The 20,507-nt window shown below is 73.4% G+C and carries 11 protein-coding genes; 7 read left to right on the top strand and 4 right to left on the bottom strand.

Annotation, left to right across the window (positions count from 1 at the left end; all coding sequences use genetic code 11):
• Nucleotides 1–63: 63 nt before the first annotated feature.
• Nucleotides 64–1,860 (bottom strand): serine/threonine-protein kinase, encoded by a 1,797-nt coding sequence (locus ACFWBY_RS05430; protein ID WP_385340156.1) that lies wholly within the window; start codon nucleotides 1,858–1,860, stop codon nucleotides 64–66.
• A 440-nt stretch (nucleotides 1,861–2,300) separates the two neighbouring features.
• Between ACFWBY_RS05430 and ACFWBY_RS05425 the strand changes: the two genes are divergently transcribed.
• From ACFWBY_RS05425 to ACFWBY_RS05400, 6 genes are all read left to right on the top strand, one after another.
• Nucleotides 2,301–5,603 (top strand): FtsK/SpoIIIE domain-containing protein, encoded by a 3,303-nt coding sequence (locus ACFWBY_RS05425; protein ID WP_385340198.1) that lies wholly within the window; start codon nucleotides 2,301–2,303, stop codon nucleotides 5,601–5,603.
• 158 nt (nucleotides 5,604–5,761) lie between these two features.
• Complete coding sequence (locus tag ACFWBY_RS05420) at nucleotides 5,762–7,162, top strand: ABC transporter substrate-binding protein (protein WP_385340158.1); 1,401 nt, start codon at nucleotides 5,762–5,764, stop codon at nucleotides 7,160–7,162.
• 45 nt (nucleotides 7,163–7,207) lie between these two features.
• A complete protein-coding gene (locus ACFWBY_RS05415; protein WP_385340160.1) occupies nucleotides 7,208–8,557 on the top strand; it encodes a carbohydrate ABC transporter permease in 1,350 nt (449 codons plus the stop codon).
• On the top strand, nucleotides 8,554–9,417 hold the full coding sequence (locus ACFWBY_RS05410) for a carbohydrate ABC transporter permease (protein ID WP_385340162.1): 864 nt from the start codon (nucleotides 8,554–8,556) through the stop codon (nucleotides 9,415–9,417). The genes ACFWBY_RS05415 and ACFWBY_RS05410 overlap by 4 nt, the downstream gene beginning before the upstream one ends.
• A gap of 130 nt (nucleotides 9,418–9,547) precedes the next feature.
• A complete protein-coding gene (locus tag ACFWBY_RS05405; RefSeq protein ID WP_385340164.1) occupies nucleotides 9,548–11,797 on the top strand; it encodes a CDP-glycerol glycerophosphotransferase family protein in 2,250 nt (749 codons plus the stop codon).
• Nucleotides 11,798–12,087: 290 nt separating this feature from the next.
• Nucleotides 12,088–12,831 carry an ABC transporter ATP-binding protein gene (locus tag ACFWBY_RS05400; RefSeq protein ID WP_385340199.1) on the top strand — a complete coding sequence of 248 codons (744 nt, stop codon included), beginning with the start codon at nucleotides 12,088–12,090 and terminating at the stop codon, nucleotides 12,829–12,831.
• Between the two features lie 72 nt (nucleotides 12,832–12,903).
• Here the strand turns inward: ACFWBY_RS05400 and ACFWBY_RS05395 are convergent, their stop codons facing one another.
• The 3 genes from ACFWBY_RS05395 to ACFWBY_RS05385 form a co-directional block, all read right to left on the bottom strand.
• Nucleotides 12,904–17,871, bottom strand: coding sequence for an NAD-glutamate dehydrogenase (locus ACFWBY_RS05395; protein ID WP_385340166.1), 4,968 nt, complete (start codon nucleotides 17,869–17,871; stop codon nucleotides 12,904–12,906).
• Between the two features lie 368 nt (nucleotides 17,872–18,239).
• Complete coding sequence (locus ACFWBY_RS05390) at nucleotides 18,240–18,938, bottom strand: HAD family hydrolase (RefSeq protein WP_385340168.1); 699 nt, start codon at nucleotides 18,936–18,938, stop codon at nucleotides 18,240–18,242.
• Entirely contained in the window at nucleotides 18,935–19,435 is a 501-nt protein-coding gene (locus ACFWBY_RS05385; protein ID WP_385340170.1) for a DUF6912 family protein, read from the bottom strand. The genes ACFWBY_RS05390 and ACFWBY_RS05385 overlap by 4 nt, the downstream gene beginning before the upstream one ends.
• Nucleotides 19,436–19,897: 462 nt before the next feature.
• On the opposite strand from ACFWBY_RS05385, the gene ACFWBY_RS05380 reads away from it, so the two are divergent.
• Nucleotides 19,898–20,329, top strand: a complete 432-nt coding sequence (locus ACFWBY_RS05380; RefSeq protein ID WP_385340172.1) for an Rv3235 family protein — start codon at nucleotides 19,898–19,900, stop codon at nucleotides 20,327–20,329.
• Nucleotides 20,330–20,507 lie beyond the last annotated feature (178 nt).

The raw sequence follows: 20,507 nt of genomic DNA, 5'->3' as shown, positions 1-20,507 counted from the left end.
AGAAGTCGACAAATCCACGAAGTCGGCGCTACGGGGCCCTGTTCGGGCCCGTGCGAGGCCGGATCAGGGGTTCGTGCCGCCCTCCACGGCGTCGCCGGTCGTGCTGACCCAGTCGACGGCGTCCGATCCCCAGGTCCACACCTGGTCCCACCAGCCGCGGCCGGTGCCGACCCACTCCTGGAGCGGGGTCAGCTCCCAGATCAGCCAGCCCGCGACGAAGAAGACCAGGATCATGACCAGGCAGCCCTTGAGGCAGCCCAGCCCCGGGATCTTCACCGGGTTCGCGCTGCGGCGGCGCGGCTCGCGGGGCTCCCGCTGGGGCGGCTGCTGCCGCGGCGGCGGCCCCTGCGGGGGCTGCTGCTGGGGCGGCGGCTGGGGCTGGCGGTACTGGGGCTGCCCTTGGGGCTGCTGGTACTGCTGGGGCTGATGCTGCTGGGGCTGGTAGTGCTGCGGCGGGGGCGCGTACTGCTGCTGCGGATACGGCTGGGGCCGCTGCGGCTGCTGGTACTGCTGCTGCGGAGGCTGGGGCTGGCGGTACTGCTGCTGCGGAGGCTGCTGCGGCTGGCGGTACTGGGACGGCTGCTGCTGCGGCGGCGGGGGCGCCTGCCGCTGCGGACGGCGGCGCAGCGGGTCCTCGCTCGGGTCGAGGTACTGCATCTGCGTCTGCTCGTTGCGGTCACGGGCCGCCTGCATCTGCGACTGCCACGGGTGCGGCTGGTCCGGCCGCTGCACGGGCGGCATCACCGAGGTCGGATCCGCGCCCGGGCCGCCTGGGCCGCCCGGGCCGCCGGTGCTCGGCAGCACGGACGTGGCGTCGGCCGCGCCGACCGGCGGCAGCACGCTGGTCATGCCGTTCGGGTCGTAGGCGCCCATCGGGGAGATCCCGGCGCCCCCGGGCAGCATCTGCGTGGCGTCCGAGGAGCCCGGGGTCTCGGGGACCGGCGCGGGCGAGGGGTCGGGCGCGAGCAGCGCGCCGACGCCGAGCGCGGCCTCGACCTCGGCGACCGTGGAGTGCACGCCGATGCCGGAGGCCACCACGCGCAGGCCGCGCGCGAGGCTCTCGGCGCTCGGGCGCTCGTACGGCTCCTTGCGCAGGCAGCGCTCGATGACCGTCCACAGCGGCTCGGGCACGTTCGCCGGACGCTGCGGGTCCTCGCTGAGGTGGCGGTGCAGGACCTCCAGCGCGGTGCCGCCGGCGAAGGGCGGGCGTCCGGTGAGGAGCTCGTAGAGCAGGATGCCGGCGCCGTAGATGTCGACGGCCGAGGTCTGCGGGCGGCCCTCGGCGGACTCGGGGGCGACGTAGGCGGGAGTGCCGACGAACTCGTGCGTGCGCGTCAGGCCCGGGGAGTCCGCCAGGCGGGCGATGCCGAAGTCGGTGAGCATCGGCTTCATCAGGCCGTCGCGCTCGTCGAGCAGCACGTTGGCGGGCTTCAGGTCGCGGTGGACGACTCCGTCGGCGTGGCTGGCGGCGAGCGCGTCCGCGATCTGGGCGGTCAGCAGGCTCGCGGCGACCGGGGTGAAGGGGCCGTTCGCACGGATGTACTTGTGCAGGTCCGGGCCGTCGATGAGGTCCATGACGAGCGCCAGCAGATCGCCCTCGACGACGAGGTCGCGGGTGCGGACGATGTTGGGGTGCGTCAGGCGCAGCAGGACCGAGCGCTCGCGCAGGAACCGCATGACGATGTCCGCGTCCTGGGCCAGCTCCTCCTTGAGGACCTTGATGGCCACGGTCTCGCCGGGGTGGCCGGCGACCGCCGCCTCCGCTCCGGCGGCCTCACGCTGGCGGGCGCGCCAGACGGTGCCCGTGGCGCCGCGCCCGAGCGGCTCCTCGAGCAGGTACTTGCTGCCGACTGGCCGCACGTCACGCGCTCCCTGCTGTTGGTTGCTGTGGTCGATTTCCGCGATGGGTTTGTGGCCCAACTCTAGGGGGTGTCCCGAGGGAAGACGCTGGGTGCCGAGGGTTGGTTGCCGTACATATGTGCGGAGGGTGAGATTTGCGGTGTATGCCAGGGGCGATTTTCCCCGCGCTGCTGTCCTTGTCCGACCGGCCGGATCGCAGGTCCGGCGCAAGTCCGCACCCCATCAAGATCACTTGTCGGTGGGCGACGGGCGTGTCGTGTACGACAGGTGCGAGGATGCACCCGTACGGAACGGCCGGGACGGGAGCCCCGCCTTCCGGGCAGACCTGACCGGACGACGCGTCCGTGCCGGGTGGGGGCGGACGGGCACGCATGGCATGTCCCGTGGATCCCTGCCGGGCGCACACACCGCGCACCGCGCAGAAGGGACCGCTGACGGCGATGCAGATCCGGCTGACCGTTCTCGGGTCGGGGTCGCGCAGCGGCCACCTGGCCGCCTCCACCACCGCCTCCGGCTCCGGCACGGGCTCCGGCTCCGCGCCGGCCGGCTGCGACGTGCTCGTCACCGCGCCCGCCGGCACCGCGCTGTCCGCGGTCGCCTCCGGCCTCGCGGCGACCGTCGGCGGCCCGGACACCGGGGGCACGGTGGTCCTCTACGCCGGTACGGAGCGGCTCGATCCCGGGCGCAGCGTGCTCGGTGAGCCGCCGCTCGTGGACGGAGCGGTCCTCTCGCTGAACGTGCCCGGCCCGCACGTCCTGGCGGACGCCGAGACCGGGGACGGGCCGCAGCTGCACGTCGTCGCCGGACCGGACGCGGGGGGCGTGCACCTGCTGCACCCCGGGGCGATCCGGATCGGGCGCTCGGCCGACGCCGACGTCCCGCTGGACGATCCCGACGTCTCGCGCCTGCACTGCACCGTCACGGTGCTCCCGGACGGACGGGTGGCGGTGGCCGACCCCGGCTCGACGAACGGCACCACGATCGACGGCTCGGCGGTCGGCGCGGACCGGGTGGCGCTGGCGCCGGGAGCGCTGCTGAGGGTCGGCGAGTCCACCCTCCGGCTCGCCGTCGGTCCGCGGCCGTCCCCCCTGCCGCTCACCCCCGACCTGGAGGGCCACCTCTCCCTCGCCCTGCCGGGCGGCCCCCGACTCCAGCCGCCGGACGCCGACGCAGCCGCCGCGCCGGACACCGCGTCCGGGTCGCACCCCGTTGCCGGGGCCGGTACGGGCGGGGACCCGCGCGGCTTCATCCCCCAACCGGCCGGGCCCGGAGCGGGCCGGGACGGCACGTCCCGTGCGGAACACGGCACGGAACACGGCACGGAACACGGCACGGAACACGGCGCCGACCGCGGGGCTGAACACCAAGGCCACACCGGCCGGGGCGCGCCCGGCGCCGGCCGGCCCGGTCCCACCGCCGGGGCCCCCGGCACGGGCCGGGACGACACCGCCGGGTCGGCGCTCCCCGCCCCCGGCGGCGGCCCCGGGCCCGGATCCGGCGGTGTCGAGCACTACGGCACGTCCGGCTGGGGCAGCGCCCCCGGCACGGCCGGGGACACCGCCGACACCGACACCGACAGCTACGGGGACTCCGGTTCCGACCGGTCCGACGACCGCTCCGGCGGGTCCCGGCGCGGGTCCCGGCGCGGGATCGGGGCCTGGGCGCGGAAGTGGGTGCGCGGGGAGGAACCCGCGCGGGCGCAGGAACTCGCCGGTGCCTCGGCGGCGGCCGCGGTCCGCGTACGGCCCGGCTCCGACGACCCGGCCGCGCTACTGCTCGCCGCCCTCGGGCCGGCCCCCCGCCTCTGGGCCGGACCCCCCGGGCTGGAGGTCACCCTGGGCGCCGGGAGCACGGTCGCGCTCCGCGAGGCCGGCGCACTCGGCATCGCCGGGCCGCGGGCCCGGCTGACCGGTGTGGCCCGGTCGGTGATCGCGCAGCTCGCCGCCCTGCACGCCCCCGGCGCGCGCCTGGAGATCGTGCTGGTCACCGCCGACCGGGCCCGCCCGCTCGCCGAGCGCCGCCGCGACTGGGGCTGGCTCGGCTGGCTGCCCCACGTACGGCCCGCGCACGGGCAGGACTGCCGCCTGCTGCTCGCGTACGACCGCGATCAGGCGGCCGCCCGCACCGGTGAGCTGACCCGGCGCCTCGACGACGGTCCGCTCGGCGCCCACTGGGCCGCCGCCGGCGCGGACGCCGTCCGCGAGGCCTCCTCCGGCTACCGCGGCCCGTACACCCTCCTCGTCCTCGACGGAGATCCCGGCCCCGGGGCCCTGCGCGACGTCACGAGCAGGCTCGCCTCGCACGGGCCGGCCGCCGGGATCCACGTCCTGGCCCTCGCCGAGGCCCCCGCGGCGACGCCCGCCTCGCCCCTCGCCGAGACGTACGAGGCGGCCTGCGCGGCTTCCCCCGCCTTCCGGGACTGCGGCGCCGCCGCCCTGCTCAGCGGTGATGTGGCCACGGCCATACGGACCTTCGCCGTCTCGGGCGGCAAGCCGGCCGCCCCCGGCGTGACGGCCACCGCCGACGCCGTCTCGGTGGCCTGGGCTGAGCGGTTCGCCCGCGCCCTGGCCCCGCTCAAGGCCGACTCGCCCGCCACCGAGGGCTTCCGGCCGGCCGCGGCCAGCCTGCCCCAGACGGCGCGGCTGCTGGACGAGCTGGGGCTGGCCCGGGCCACCCCGGCTTCGCTGATGGCCCGTTGGGCCGCCGCCACCGACCAGGGCCAGCGCGTCGGCGGTCTCGCCGAGATCGTGCTCGGCACCGGCCGGCGCGGGCCGGTGGGCGCCGAACTCGTCAGCGAGGGGCCGCACTTGCTGATCGAGGGTCCGGCCGGCAGCGGCCGTACCGAACTGCTCCGCTCCGTCGCCGCCTCCCTGTCCGCAGCCGCCCGCCCCGACCGCCTCGGCCTGGTCCTTCTCGACGGGGCCGGCGGCGAGCGCGGTGACGGGCTGCAGCCCTGCACCGAACTGCCGCACGTCTCGGCCCACTTGGTCGCCTCGGACCCGCTGCGCATGCGGGAGTTCGCGCAGGCGCTGGGCGCCGAGCTGAAGCGGCGGGCGGAGCTGCTGGACGGGGTACCGTTCGCCGAGTGGCACGCGCTGCGCGAGGTCTCCGACCGGATGGTCTCCCCCCGCCGGCCCACCTCCGGCGAGCTGCGCGGCGACCTCGACCCCCAGCGCTCCGGCACCCTGCGGCTGCGCCCGTCGGTCACCCGCACGGACCCGGCCGCGGGGCCGAGCCCGCTGCCGCGACTGGTCGTGCTGGTGGACGACTTCGACGCCCTGGTCGCTCCGGGCCTGGGTGCCACGGGCCGTCCGGCCGCCGGTTCGGTGGTCCGCGCGCTGGAGGCGGTGGCCCGCGAGGGGTCCCGGCTCGGCGTGCACCTGGTGGCCACCAGCGGCCGGCCGGAGCGGACGGCCGACACCGAACTGGCCCGGCTCACCACCCTGCGCGTGGAGCTCGACGCCCCCGACCAGCCCGGCCCCGGCCGCGGACTGCTCCGGTACGCTGACGGCCGCACCGTCCCCTTCCAGGGCGGCCGCGTCACCGGCCGGATCCCCCGTACGGCAACCCTGCGGCCGACTGTGGTGCCGGTGGAGTGGGAACGGATGGGTGATCCGCCGGCCCGCCGCCCCGTGCGGGAACTGGGCAACGGCCCGACCGACCTCGCACTGCTGGCCAGCGCCCTGGACCGGGCCTCCCACCTGGTCTCGGCGGTACCGGTGCTGTTCCCGCCGGCCCCCTGACCGGGCCGATCCACCGGGCGGGCGGGCCCGGCCGGGGCCGGTGGGAGCGCCGCGCGCCGTCGCGTACGCCTGGAGGCGGTATTGCGGGGGTACGCGGGGCGGCGTAGACCTTGTGGTGCAGGACACACCACGGTCGGCGAGGCATCGGGGGCACAGCCATGCGCGAGCACGGAACGAGTACGCATTCCCGCACGGAGAACGGCACGAAGCGCCGTAGGAGAGCCCGTGCCTGGGCCGCGCTGGTCGCGGCGGGCGCGCTCGCGCTCACCGCGTGCGGCGGGGGCGACGACAAGAAGGAGGCCCCGCCGAAGGGTGACGGGGCGACCGGCGGGCGGGCCGTCTCCTTACCCCGCCTCGACGGCGAGAAGCTGGAGGTCGCCGCCGTCTGGACGGGCCCGGAGCAGGCCAACTTCGTCAAGGTGCTGAAGGAGTTCGAGAAGCGGACGGGTGCCACGGTCACCTTCGTTCCGGCGCAGGACCCGATCGTCACCTTCCTCGGATCCAAGATCGCGGGCGGCGCCCCGCCGGACGTGGCACTGCTCCCGCAGGTCGGGGCGCTGGTCTCGGCCGTCAAGAACAAGTGGGCGCAGCCGGTCGGCGCCGAGGCGCAGGCCGAACTCGACAAGAACTACTCGGACGGCTGGAAGAACCTGGGCGCGGTCGACGGGACCCAGTACGGCGTCTACTACAAGGCCGCCAACAAGTCGCTGGTCTGGTACAACGCGAAGGCCTTCGCAGCGGCCGGCGTGCAGCCGCCGAAGACCTGGAAGGAGCTCCTCACCGTCGCGGACACCCTCTCCGCGTCCGGGACCCCGGCGGTCTCGGTGGCCGGCGCCGACGGCTGGACGCTGACGGACTGGTTCGAGAACGTCTACCTCTCCCAGGCGGGCCCGGAGAAGTACGACCAGCTCGCCAAGCACCAGATCAAATGGACGGACGACAGCGTCAAGCAAGCACTGACCACCCTCGCCGAACTGTTCGGCCGCAAGGACTTCCTGGCCGGCGGCCAGAGCGGGGCGCTCGCGACCGAGTTCCCCAAGTCGGTGACGCAGACCTTCACCGGCGGAGACCGGCCGGCGGCCGCGATGGTCTACGAGGGCGACTTCGTGGCCGTCAACATCGCTCAGACGGAGGCGAAGGTCGGCACGGACGCCCTCGTCTTCCCCTTCCCCGCGGTGGGCGCCAAGGCCCCGGTGGTCTCGGGCGGTGACGTCGCGGTCGCGCTGAAGCCCTCGAAAGGAGCACAGGCGCTGCTGACCTTCCTGGCCTCGCCGGACTCGGCGCGGATCCAGGCCCGCGAGGGCGGCTTCCTCTCCCCCAACAAGTCGGTCGAGCCCGCCGCCTACCCGAACGAGATCCAGCGCGAGATCGCCGGGTCCCTGCTCGCGGCGGGCGACGACTTCCGCTTCGACATGTCGGACCAGGCGCCTGCGGCCTTCGGCGGGACGCCGGGCGCGGGCGAGTGGAAGGCGCTCCAGGACTTCCTGGCGAACCCCTCGGACGTGGCGGGCGCCCAGGCCAAGCTGGAGGCGGACGCGGCCAAGGCCTACGGGAACTGACCCGTGGCCCCCGCCGACCGCGACACCGCAACCCCAGCCGGTCCCGTGACCACCGCGACCGGTCGCGCCGGCTCCGCCGCGACCGCCGCCTCCCGATCCCCGAAGGCTGCCGAGGCGCGCCGCCGCCGCCTCACGGCCGCGGCGTTCCTCCTGCCCGCCCTCGTCCTGCTCGGCGCGCTCGTCGTGCACCCCATCGGCTACTCGCTCTACCGCAGCTTCTTCGACCGCTCCGGCGACGCCTTCGTGGGCGCCGGCAACTACCGGGAGATCCTGCGCGACGACACCATCCGCACCGCCTTGAAGAACACGGCGGTGTGGGTGGTGCTGGCCCCCGCCACCGCCACGGCGCTCGGGCTCATCTTCGCGGTGCTCACCGAACGGGTGCGGTGGGGCACGGCGTTCAAACTGGTCGTCTTCATGCCGATGGCCATCTCCATGCTCGCGGCGGGCATCATCTTCCGGCTCGTCTACGACGCCGACCCCGACCGGGGCGTCGCGAACGCCGTCTGGGTGGGCGTCCACGACACCTTCGCCGAGTCCTCCGCCTTCCCCAAGGCCCGGCCGGGCCGTGACTCCCCGCTGGTCCCGGGCGAGGGGGGCTCCTACGTGACCCGCGCTCCGGTACGGGCGGGCGTGCCGGCGCTGATCCCGCTGGTCGGCGTCGCGCCGGAGGCCCTGCCCGAGGGGACCGGCACGGCGAAGCCCGCCGCCGCCGAGCCCGGGAAGGTCACGGGTACGGCCTGGCAGGACTTCACCAGGGGCGGGGGCGGCGCCACGAACACGGTCGACGCCACCGAGTCCGCGCTGTCGGGGCTGCGGATCGAGGCGGTCAAGGACGGCCGGGTGGTCGACTCGGCCTCCGCCCGCTCCGACGGCACCTTCACGCTGTCCGCCGAAGCCGACGGCGCCCTGCTGCGGCTGCCCGCCTCGAACTTCCGGGAGGCGTACGCGGGGGTGGAATGGCTCGGCCCGACGCTGGTGACCCCGGCGGTCATCGGTGCGTACGTATGGATGTGGGCCGGTTTCGCGATGGTGCTGATCGGGGCCGGGCTGGCCGCCGTACCGCGCGAGCTGCTGGAGGCGGCCCGGGTGGACGGGGCGGGCGAGTGGCAGGTGCTGCGGCGGATCACCGTCCCGCTGCTGGCGCCGGTGCTTGCCGTCGTGCTGGTCACCCTCGTCATCAACGTGATGAAGGTCTTCGACCTGGTCTTCGTGATCGCGCCGGGCGCGGTCCAGGACGACGCCAACGTCCTCGCGCTCCAGCTGTACCGGACGTCCTTCGGTACGGACGCCGATACGGGACTGGGCTCCGCCATCGCGGTCCTGCTGCTGGTGCTGGTGCTCCCCGTCATGGTCTACAACGTCCGCCGCATGCGCCGGGAGGCCCGCCGATGAGGCTGCGCACACCGATCAGCACGCGGTCCCTCGCCTCCCGGGCGGCCGGCGGGGCGCTGCGCGTCTTCCTGGTCCTCGTCGGCCTGTTCTGGCTGCTGCCCGCCCTCGGCCTGCTGGTCTCCTCCTTCCTCTCCCCCACCGACCTGAACCGGGAGGGCTGGTGGAAGGTGCTGACCGCGCCGTCCCGGCTGACGGCGGGGAACTACGAGCGGCTGCTGGAGAACGACACCGTCACGGGTTCGCTGCTCAACACGGCGGCCATCGCGATCCCTTCGACCCTGCTGGTCCTGACGCTGGGCGCCTTCGCCGGCTACGCCTTCGCCTGGCTGGAGTTCCCCGGGCGGGACTGGCTGTTCCTGATCGTGGTCGGGCTGCTGGTCGTACCGGTCCAGGTGGCGCTGATCCCGGTGTCCGAACTCTTCGGATCCATCGGACTGTTCGAGACGACCGCCGGCGTGGTGCTGTTCCACACGGCCTTCGGGCTTCCGTTCGCCGTGTTCCTGCTGCGCAACTTCTTCGCGGAGATCCCGCGCGAACTGCTGGAGGCGGCCCGCCTCGACGGGGCGGGCGAACTGCGGCTGTTCGCACGGGTGGTGCTGCCGCTGGGCGGCCCGGCCGTCGCCTCGCTCGGCATCTTCCAGTTCCTGTGGGTGTGGAACGACATGCTGGTCGCGCTGGTCTTCGCCGATTCGGCGCACCCACCGGTCACGGTCGCCCTCCAGCAGCAGGTGCGGCAGTTCGGGAACAACATCGACGTCCTGGCGCCCGGCGCGTTCCTGTCGATGGTGGTGCCGCTCGCCGTCTTCTTCGCCTTCCAACGGCAGTTCGCCTCGGGGGTGATGGCAGGAGCGATCAAGTGATCCGGCTTCCTGATCACGTCGTTGACGTGCTCCGTTGACGCTGCGTAGCCCGAATGCCACACGGTGCGTAACCCGAGCGCCACGCCGGGGGTTCCTGGGCAATATGCCCGCGCCGACCCCTGGATGTGCCGTGCCCCGGTTCAGCGTCATCGTGCCCGCGTACAAGGTCCAGGCGTACCTCCAGGAGAGTCTGGACTCGGTCCTGACCCAGTCCTACCCGGATCTCGAACTGATCGTGGTCGACGACGCCTCCCCGGACGCCTGCGGTTCGATCATCGACGACTACGCCGCCCGGGACCCCCGGGTGACCGCCGTGCACCTGGCGCACCACCTGGGCCTGGGCCCGGCCCGCAACACGGGCCTGGCCCGGGCCACCGGCGACTACCTGGTCTTCCTCGACGGCGACGACACCCTGGCCCCCGGAGCCCTCCAGGCGATCACCGACCGGCTGAAGGCCACCGGCTCCCCGGACGTCCTCGTCTACGACTACGCGCGCACCTTCTGGACCGGCCAGGTGGTGCGCGACAGCCTCTCCCACCACCTCTGCGAGGAGGGCCCGGCGAGCTTCCGCCTGGCGGACCGCCCCTCCCTCCTCGGCATGCCGATGGTGGTGTGGAACAAGGCGTACCGCCGCGAGTACGTGGAGCGCGAGGGCCTCTCCTTCCCGCCCGGCTTCTACGAGGACACCCCCTGGACCTATCCCGCGCTCCTCGCGGCGGAGTCCGTGGCCGTCCTGGACCGCGTCTGCGTCCACTACCGCCAGCGCCGCACCGGCTCGATCCCGACCACCGGCAGCCGGAGCCACCTCGACGTCTTCGACCAGTACGACCGCGTCTTCGGCTACCTCGCCACCCGCCCCGAGCTGGAACGCTGGCGGCCCGTCGTGCACCGGCGGATGGCCGGGCACTTCTGCACCCTGTACGCGGACCGGCGCCGCCTCCCGCGCGCCGCCCGCGCCGAGTTCTTCAGCCGGGCGTCGGCCCTGCTGCGCCGCTACCGCGTCCCGGGCCCCCGGCCGCTGTCCCTGAGCCGTACCGACCGCACCCGCCACCTCCTGATGCGCCTGGGCACGAGGCGCACCTACCGCGCCCTGTCCCTGCTCCGCTCGGCCTCGCTCGCGGCGGGCCGTGCCGGGGCCGCCGGATGGAGGGGCCTGCGCGAGAGCGCCCTGCGCCTGCACTACCGCACGCAGCGACTGCTCCCGCTGCGGCCCGAGCTGGCGGTGTTCTCCGCGTACTGGCACGGCGGGTACGCCTGCAATCCGGCGGCGATCGAGGCCAAGCTCCGCGAACTCGCCCCGCGCATGCGGACGGCCTGGATCTGCGACCCCGCGCACGCCTCGACCCTCCCCCGGGAAACGGCCCTCCTGCGCCCGGGCTCCGCGGCGTACTGGACGGCCCTGGCCCGTGCCACCTACCTCGTCACGAACGTCAACTTCGACCGCACCCTGGTCAAGCGCGCCGGGCAGATCCTCGTGCAGACGCAGCACGGCACCCCGCTCAAGCGGGTCGGCCTCGACCTGCGGGACCGCCCGGCGGCCACCCCGACCACGGACTTCGCGGGCCTGCTGCGCGGCGCCGACCAGTGGGACTACCTGCTCTCCGCGAACCGGCACTCCACGCTGGTCTGGGAGAAGGCGGTCCCGTCCTCGTACACGACGCTCGAATACGGCTATCCCCGCAACGACGTCTTCCACCGGGCCACCCAGGCCGACGTCCTCGAACTGCGCGAACGCCTCGGCATCCCGCCGGGCTCCACGGCGATCCTGTACGCGCCGACGCACCGCGACTACCGGCGCAGCCGCCCGGAGCACCTGGACTTCGAGCGGATCCTGCGCGATCTGGGACCGCGCTACACGATCCTCAACCGCACCCACCTGACCTACGCGGGCTCGCCCTCCCCCGACCCGCACCCCCGCCTGCTGGACGTCTCCGCGCACCCCTCGGTGGAGGAACTCTGCCTGGCCTCGGACGCGTTGGTGACGGACTATTCCTCGCTGATGTTCGACTACGCCTCACTGGACCGGCCGATCGTGATCCACGCGGACGACTGGGAGGCGTACGAGGCCGCCCGCGGCACCTACTTCGACCTGCGGTCCTTCCCTCCGGGCGCGATCGCCCGGACCGAGGACGAGCTGGTGGACATCTTCGCGACGGGCCACTGGCAGGGCTCGCGCTCGGCGCAGCTCCGCTCGTCCTTCCGGGCCCGCTTCTGCGCGTACGACGACGGCCACGCGGCGGAGCGGGTGGTCCGCCGGGTCTTCCTGGGCGGGCCCGCGTCGCCGCCGGTCCCGTTGGAGGAACGCCGCCCCACGCCACCCGCGCCCTCTCCCGCCCCGGAAGCCACCCTGGCCCACCTCACGGCAGGCCGCTGGCCGTAACCGCCATGGCGGGGGCGGAGCCCGGGGACGGCGCAAGGGCGGTCAGGCGTGGGCGGTCAGGCCGGCGACCACCGACCGCGCCTGGTCGTCCAGGTCATCGGCCCGCACGGCGTCGCGAACGCCCCCACCAGATCCAGCACCAGGGGGAGCTTCGACTTCCACCGGCGGTAGACCGCAACAAGAAAGCGACTCCCGTGACAGTGACCACCGCCACCGCGTCCCCGACCAGCACCGCCGCCCCCGCCCCGGCGGCGGCCCCGCCCGTCCCCGACGACCGCGTCCCGACCGTCATCGCGGACGGCGTCCACGTCGTCTACAAGGTGCACGGCGCGGGCTCCCGCAAGGGCGGCGCGACCGCCGCGCTGAGCCGGATCTTCTCCCGCGGGCCCGCACCCGGCATCCGCGAGGTGCACGCCGTCAAGGGCGTCAGCTTCATCGCGTACAAGGGCGAGGCCATCGGCCTGATCGGCAGCAACGGCTCCGGCAAGTCCACCCTGCTGTCCGCCATCGCCGGTCTCCAGCCGGTCGCGCGCGGCCGGATCTTCTCCCACGGCCGGCCGTCCCTGCTCGGTGTGAACGCCGCGCTGATGAACGATCTGACCGGCGAGCGCAACGTCGTCCTCGGCGGCCTCGCGATGGGCATGGCCAAGCAGCAGATCCGCGAGCGCTACCAGGGCATCGTCGACTTCTCCGGGATCAACGAGAAGGGCGACTTCATCTCGCTCCCCATGCGGACCTACTCCTCCGGCATGGGCGCCCGGCTGCGCTTCTCCATCGCAGCCGCCAAGGACCACGACGTCCTGATGATCGACGAGGCCCTGGCCACCGGCGACGCCGCCTTCCAGCGGCGCAGCCGGGCCCGCATCGAAGAGCTGCGCGAACGGGCCGGCACCGTCTTCCTCGTCAGCCACGGCATCGGCACGGTCCGATCGACCTGCGACCGCGCGATCTGGCTGGAATCGGGCGTCCTGCGCATGGACGGCCCCGCGGCGCAGGTCTGCGACGCGTACGAGGAGTTCACGAGGAGTCGCTGAGCACACGGAAGGGGCGGGCCGGGACACGTGTCCCGGTCCGCCCCTTCCGCTTCGCTCACCGCATCGCGGGGACTAGCTGTGCGCCCTCAGCAGCGACCTCATCGTCCGCATCGCGACCGACAGGTTCGCCAGGTCGAAGTCGTCCGATCCCTGGATCTCGTCCAGGGTCGTCCGGGCCCGCCCGATGATCGCCGCGTTCTTCTCCTCCCACGCCTTGAAGCGCTCCTCGGGAGTCGACGTGCCGTTGCCGACCGTCAGCACGTCGGCGGTCAGGGCGGCGTGCGCCGAGAACAGGTCCTCGCGGATGGAGGCGCGGGCCATCGACTGCCAGCGGTCGGCCCGCGGCAGTTCGATGATGCGGTCCATCAGCTGGGTGATGTCCAGCCGGTCGGCGAGGTCGTAGTACACCTCGGCGACGGCCAGCGGCTCCACGCCCGTACGGTCCGAGATCGCGACGATGTCCAGCGTCGGGAAGGCCGAGGAGAATCCGGCGACCTTCGCCGCCAGTTCCTCCGGCACGCCCTCGCCGATCAGCTCGTCCATGACCGCCTCGTACCACTCCAGGTCCGCGCCGCGCACCAGCTTCGCCAGGTCCGACCAGACCCGCTCCACCCGCTCGGCGAAGAACGCGATGGTCTCGGTGATCTGCAGCGGCTGCGGCCGGTTGTTCAGCAGCCAGCGCGTGCCCCGCTCGACCAGGCGCCGCGAGTGCAGCCGCACCCGGGTCTGGACGTCCGCGGCGACCTTGTTGTCGAGCGCCTCGACGGCGTCCCACACCTCGGCCAGGCCGAAGATCTCGCGGGCGGCGAGCTGCGCCCGGACGATCTCCTCCAGGGAGGCCCCGGTCTCCTCGCGCAGACGGTGCAGGAAGGTCGAGCCACCGCTGTTGACGGTGTCGTTGACCAGGACGGTGGTGATGATCTCGCGGCGCAGCGCGTGTCCGTCGACCTGCTCCGGGAACTTCGCGCGCAGCGCGCCGGGGAAGTAGGCGTGCAGCAGGCGGGCCATGTACGGGTCGTCGGGCAGCTCGGTGTGGATGAGCTCGGTCGCCACCGTGATCTTGGTGTAGGCGAACAGGACGGCCAGCTCCGGCTGGGTCAGGCCCTTGCCGGTGTTGAGCAGCTCGCGGAGCTGCCGGTCGTTGGGCAGGAACTCCAGCGCCCGGTCCAGCAGGCCGTCCCGGCCCAGGCGGCGCATGAAGCGCTGCTGGGCGTGGAGCAGGCTGGGAGCCTGGGCCGCGCCGTTGGCCAGCGCCACGTTCTGCGCGTAGTTGTTGCGCAGGACCAGACGGCCGACCTCGTCGGTCATCTCGGCGAGGAACTTGTTGCGCTGCTTGACGGTCAGGTCGCCGTCTGCGACCACCGAGTTCAGCAGGATCTTGATGTTCACCTCGTGGTCGGAGGTGTCCACGCCCGCGCTGTTGTCGATGGCGTCGGTGTTGACCTTGCCGCCCTCGCCGCCCGCGCCGCTGCGCGCGAACTCGATGCGGCCGAGCTGGGTCAGGCCCAGGTTGCCGCCCTCGCCGATGACCTTGGCGCACACGTCTGAGCCGTTGACGCGGATGGCGTCGTTGGCCTTGTCGCCGACGTCCGCGTGCGTCTCGGCCGTCGCCTTGACGTACGTACCGATGCCGCCGTTCCACAGCAGGTCGACGGGGGCCTTGAGGATGGCCTGCATCAGGTCGGCCGGGGTCATCTTGGTGACGCCCGCCTCGATGCCGAGGGCCGCCCGGATCTGCGCGTTGACCGGGATGGCCTTCGCGCTGCGCGGGTGGATCCCGCCGCCCTGCGACAGGAGCGAGGTGTCGTAGTCGGCCCACGAGGAGCGGGGCAGCTCGAACAGGCGCCGGCGCTCGGCGTACGAGGTCGCCGCGTCCGGGGTCGGGTCGATGAAGATGTGCCGGTGGTCGAATGCGGCGACCAGGCGGATGTGCTCGGAGAGCAGCATCCCGTTGCCGAAGACGTCACCGGACATGTCGCCGACGCCCACGACCGTGAAGTCCTGCGTCTGCGTGTCGTGCCCGAGCTCGCGGAAGTGCCGCTTGACGGACTCCCAGGCGCCGCGGGCGGTGATGCCCATGCCCTTGTGGTCGTAGCCGGCGCTGCCGCCGGAGGCGAAGGCGTCGCCCAGCCAGAACCCGTAGGACTCCGCGACACCGTTGGCGATGTCGGAGAAGGTCGCGGTGCCCTTGTCGGCGGCGACGACGAGATAGGTGTCGTCCTCGTCGTGGCGGACCACGCCCTTGGGCGGCACGACGGCTCCGCCGACCATGTTGTCGGTGATGTCGAGGAGCGCCGAGATGAAGATCTTGTACGAGGCGATGCCCTCGGCGAGCCAGGCGTCGCGGTCCACCGAGGGGTCCGGCAGGTTCTTGGCGACGAAGCCGCCCTTGGCGCCGACCGGGACGATGACGGTGTTCTTGACCATCTGCGCCTTGACCAGGCCGAGGATCTCCGTACGGAAGTCCTCGCGCCGGTCGGACCAGCGCAGGCCGCCTCGGGCGACCTTGCCGAAGCGCAGGTGGACGCCCTCGACGCGCGGGGAGTACACCCAGATCTCGAACGCGGGGCGCGGGGCCGGCAGTTCCGGGATCGCCTGCGGGTCGAACTTCATCGACACGTAGGAGTGCTGCTCGCCCGCTTCGTTCAACTGGAAGAAGTTGGTGCGCAGCGTCGCCTTGATGAGGGTGAGGAAGGACCGCAGGATCCGGTCCTCGTCCAGCGAGGCGACCTGGTCCAGGGCCCCGTCCAGCTCCTCCAGCATCGCGTCGACGAGCTCGCTGCCCGCGGACTGGCGGCCGGGCGACATGCGGGCCTCGAAGAGCGAGACCAGCAGCCGGGTGGTGTGGACGTTGTTGCGGAGGGTGTCCTCCATGTAGTCCTGGCTGAAGGTGGCACCGGCCTGGCGCAGGTACTTGGCGTACGCGCGCAGCACGACGGCCTGGCGCCAGTTCAGCCCGGCGCCCAGCACCAGGGTGTTGAAGTTGTCGTTCTCGGCGTCGCCCTGCCAGACCGCCGCGAAGGCCTCCTGGAACCGCTCGCGGGCGTCGTCACCGAGGTACGCGTCCCCGTTGCCCGTCGAGAGCGGCATCCGCAGGCCGAAGTCGTAGATCCACGCGTTGGTGCGGTCGCTGCACCGCAGCTCGTACGGACGCTCGTCGGTGACCTCTACGCCCAGGCGCTGGAGCACGGGCAGGACCGCGGACAGCGAGACCTGCTCACCGGTGCGGTAGATCTTGAACCGGCGTTCGCCGGGGCCCGCGCCGACCGGCTCGTACAGCGACAGCGCGAACTCGCGGTCGCTCGCGGACAGCCGCTCCAGGTGGCACAGGTCCGCCACGGCCGCGCGCGGCGAGTGGTCGGCCTTGTAGCCCTCGGGGAAGGAGGTCCCGTACTTGCGCAGCAGCTCGGCGGCGCGCTCCTCGCCCAGTTCCGCGACGAGCGCCTCGCCGAAGCCGTCGGCCCAGGAGCGGGCGGCCTCGACCAGCCGGGCCTCGATCCGCTCGACGTCGGCGTCGGTCAGCACGGGCAGCTCGGTGCCCTGCGGGACGCGCACGACGAAGTGGATGCGGGACAGGATCGACTCGGTGTTCCAGGCGGTGAAGTCGACGCTGATGCCGTCGAGCTCCTCCTGCAGGATCGCGATCAGACGCAGCCGCACGCCCGTGGTGTAGCGGTCGCGCGGCAGGTAGACGAGCGCGGAGTAGTAGCGCCCGTACTCGTCCTGGCGCAGGTACAGCCGCAGCCGGCGGCGCTCCTGCAGGTACAGCACGGAGGTGGCGATGGCCTGGAGCTGGTCGACCGGGGTCTGGAACAGCTCGTCGCGCGGGTAGGTCTCGAGGATCTGCAGCAGGTCGCGGCCGTCGTGGCTGGACGGCGCGAAACCGGCGCCCGCGAGGACCTCGGCGACCTTGCGGCGGATCACGGGGACGCGGCGCACCGACTCGGTGTACGCGGCGGAGGAGAACAGGCCGAGGAAGCGGCGCTCGCCGACGACGTTGCCGTCCGCGTCGAACTTCTTCACGCCCACGTAGTCGAGGTACGACGGGCGGTGCACGGTCGAGCGGCTGTTGGCCTTGGTCAGCACCAGCAGGCGGTGTTCGCGGGCCTTGGCGCGGGCGTCGGCGGGCAGCCGGTTGAAGGACGGCGAGACGGGGTGGCCCTCGTCCTTGCCGCTGTGGTGCGGGTCGGAGCGCAGGATGCCGAGGCCGGTGCCGGCCACGGCGGCCAGGGAGTCGCCGTCGACGAGGTTGTACTCGCGGTAGCCGAGGAAGGTGAAGTGGTCGTCGGCGAGCCAGCGCAGCAGCTCACGGGCCTCTTCGAGCTCGTACTCGCGCAGGTCGGGCGCGGTGTGCTCCTCGGGCAGGCCGTCGGCGATGCGCAGGGCCGCGTCGCGCATCTTCTCCCAGTCCTCGACGGACTCGCGGACGTCGGACAGGACGCGCAGCAGGTCGACGGTGATCTGCTTGAGGTCGGCCTTGTCGGTCTCGCGGTCGATCTCGACGTGGATCCAGGACTCGACGAGCGAGTCGTGGGGGCGCGCGGTGCGGGGACCGTGCGCGTCGCAGTCGGGGCCGAGGATCTCGATCAGCTTGCCGGTGACGTCGCGGCGCACGACGACCTGCGGGTGGATCACGACGTGGATGCCGCGGCCCTGGCGGGACAGCTCGTTGGTGACGCTGTCGACCAGGAACGGCATGTCGTCGGTGACCACCTCGACGACGGAGTGGCTGGAGGTCCAGCCGTTCTCCTCCACCGTGGGGGTGTGCACACGGACGTTCGCGGTGCCCTGCGGGCGAGCCTCCGCGATCCGGTAGTGCGAGAGCGCTGCCCCGAACACGTCGACCGGATCCCGGTCGAGGAGGTCCTCGGGGGCGGTGTGCAGGTAGTAGCGCTGGAGGTAGGAGAACATCGCGCCCCGGTCTGGACGCTCCCCCTGTTCGGACCCAGTCGGAAGTAGCCCCCCGGCCGGGCTGTTCTCAGCTACCCGTGCCGCCCGCGCGAGCAGCTCGGCCTTTGCTTCGTCCAGCTTGGTCTGCATGTCCTCTGGCTCCTGTCGCGCGCCATTGCGTGACGTAGGTGAAGGAAGGAATGGCATAGCACCGCGAGGCGGGGTGTCCGTCCGGGATCGACGCTATGCCGTCGAGAGAGTCGCCTGGGAGGGAATCGGCCATGATCGGCAAGTGGTCCCGGCGGCGGGGATCAGCGATGGCCCGGGCACGGTCGTGCGCCGGGCGCCGGCCGGAGGCTTCAGTGCCTCCGAGAACTATCGCGCTGATCACGGGTACCAGGCTATCTCGCCCGACCCCCGACTCGTCATGAGCTGTATGTGTACAAATCCGGGGGTGGAACTTTGACACTCTGGACAGCGACGCGCCCGGGCGGGCGTGCCCGGTCACGATCCGGTCGCTATTCGGCCATCGCGCGAGCAGCCAGTACCGCCTCCGCCAGGCTGTCGACCACGGGAACACCGGCCGATTCCAGACTGCCGCGGCTGTGCGAACCGCCCGTGTAGAGGACCGCCCTCGCGCCCACGTGAGCGGCCGCCAACGCGTCGTCCACGGCGTCTCCGATGAGGACCGTACGCCCTGCCGTCACCCCCGTCCCCTCCAACGCCTTCAGGTGGCGTACGAGGTGTCCCGCCTTCGTGGTGTGGGAGGGCCCCGTGCGTCCGTCGACGCGCAGGAAGTGCCGGTCGATGCCGTGCGCCCGGACGAGCGGGACGAGCTTGTCGTGGGGCGCGAGGGACAGCAGGGACTGGGTGAGCCCGTCCGCCTGCCAGTCCCGGAGCAGCTCCCTGGCCCCTTCGGCGAGCCCGGCGCTCTCGGCGGCGGCCCAGTAGTGGCGGTGGAACGCCTCGTCCATCACGACCCACTCGTCATCCGTGGGCAGCCGGCCCATGAGGCGCTCGTAGAACTTCGGCACCGGAACGACGTACAGCTCGCGGTACCGCTCCAGGCTGATCGGCGCGAAGCCGAGCTCGGCGAAGGAGGCGTTGGTGGCGGCCATGACGGCGTCGATGTCGTGGAGCAGCGTGCCGTTCCAGTCCCAGACGATGTGCGAGGTCGCGGGCGTCACGGACGCGGGCAGGGGTGTCGCCGGGTTCACTTCAGCAGCCCCGCGATCTCCTGCACCCCGAACCAGAGCAGCTCGTGGTCCTCGGCCCCGTCGACGGTGGACCGCGCGTCCTCGTCCCCCTCGTCGGCGGCCGGGACGGCCAGCGCGGCGGCCGACACGTCCTCCACGGCGTCCTGCGCGTCCACGTGCACCGCGGCGGCCTCGGTGAGCCGGACGGCCCCCGCGAGGGACACCCGGCCGAGCGCGGCCTCATCGGCCCCGGGATCGGCGGTGGCGGCCTCCTCGGCCACGTCGACGGCGACGACGACCCGCTTGCGGGGCGCGGAGGCGTCCTCGGCGATCATCCGCAGCGAGGCGGCGGCGGCCCGGCCCAGGGCGGCGTACTCCAGCTCCTCGATGTCCTGCGACACGAACCACTCGCGCAGCTCGGGCGTGACGGCGTACGCCCGCAGCGGAGCCGGACCCAGCTCACCCGCCTTGTGCGCCTCGGCGAGCCCGGGAAGGGTCAGGGGGACGTACACACGCATGGCCGGCTGCTTTCGGTAGTCGGAAACGCCCTCAGGATACGACCGCGGCCGCGCCCCGCGTGGGGACCGGGGCCCCGGTGGCCTTCCCGCTGCCGCGCCCCGCGTGGGGACCGGGGCCTCGGTGGCCTTCCCGCTGCCGCGTGCCGCGCCCGACCCCGCCCGGAGCGGCCCCCCTCCCGGACGCCTTCCCGCGGAGCCCGGACTCCGTCCGTGACGGCTCCCGTCCCCCTTCGGGGTGCCCGGGCGGGACCCAGGGGCGTCCACCTCGGTCCCGCCGGGGCCGCGGCGAGGGCCCCGGGGCTGCGGGGAGCGACCCGGATAGGTGAAGCCGGAACCCTTCCCCGGCGGCCGCGCGGGGTCGTTGCGGAGCGTGTTCGCGGGCCCGTAGAAGTCCCGTACCAAGTTACCGCCCGGTACCCACGCCGGGCCCGGACTTCTCGGGGGACCAGCACCATGACCGCCATGACCACCAGGGCCGCCCGGACCAGGAACACCACCCGGCCCCCCGGCCGCCACGACCAGCGTCGGCCGCCGACCGCGGTCCCCCGCGGCCCGCACCACTGGTTCGCCGACCGGCTCCTCGCGGTGCTCAGCGGGCACCGCCCGGTCCACTCGCTGATGGGCCACACCGTCGGCCCGGCCTACGACCAGCTGATCAGCCTGACCTCCGCGGACCCCTCCGCCCGCCCCGCGGGCCGCGAAGACCACGCACGCGACCGCACGCGCCCCGTCATCCGCCGGTGCGGCCGCTTCACCCCGGGTCCGGGGGTCATCGAGGCCTTCGCCCGCATCGCGACGGGCGACCGCCTGACGGCGATGGCCTTCCGCCTGGAACAGGGTCCCGACCTGCGCTGGCGCTGCGCCGCCGTCGAACTCCAAGGCCCCCGCCCCTGACCGGGCCGGCGGGCCGGGGCCACCGCGGCCGCGCCCCCGGGGGCAGGGCGCCGGCGCCGGCGCCCGTACCGGCCCCGGGGATCCCCGGGCAGCGGCAGCGGATCCCGTGCGGCACGGAACGCCGCCGGGGCCGGACCCCACGTACGGCGTGGTGTCCGGCCCCGGCGGGGATGCTTCG

Origin of the sequence: Streptomyces sp. NPDC060049 (genome assembly GCF_042736715.1) — a bacterium.
Lineage (GTDB): Bacteria > Actinomycetota > Actinomycetes > Streptomycetales > Streptomycetaceae > Streptomyces.
The sequence above is the reverse complement of the archived record's forward strand: the minus strand, read 5'-3'. Positions and strand labels throughout refer to the sequence as shown.

What these genes read in the sequence shown, in the direction of transcription:
- ACFWBY_RS05420 (WP_385340158.1), top strand. Translation starts at nt 5,762, where the DNA reads ATGCGCGAGCACGGAACGAGTACGCATTCCCGCACGGAGAACGGCACG.
- ACFWBY_RS05380 (WP_385340172.1), top strand. Translation starts at nt 19,898, where the DNA reads ATGACCACCAGGGCCGCCCGGACCAGGAACACCACCCGGCCCCCCGGC.
- ACFWBY_RS05425 (WP_385340198.1), top strand. Translation starts at nt 2,301, where the DNA reads ATGCAGATCCGGCTGACCGTTCTCGGGTCGGGGTCGCGCAGCGGCCAC.
- ACFWBY_RS05410 (WP_385340162.1), top strand. Translation starts at nt 8,554, where the DNA reads ATGAGGCTGCGCACACCGATCAGCACGCGGTCCCTCGCCTCCCGGGCG.
- ACFWBY_RS05395 (WP_385340166.1), bottom strand. Translation starts at nt 17,871, where the DNA reads ATGCAGACCAAGCTGGACGAAGCAAAGGCCGAGCTGCTCGCGCGGGCG.
- ACFWBY_RS05385 (WP_385340170.1), bottom strand. Translation starts at nt 19,435, where the DNA reads ATGCGTGTGTACGTCCCCCTGACCCTTCCCGGGCTCGCCGAGGCGCAC.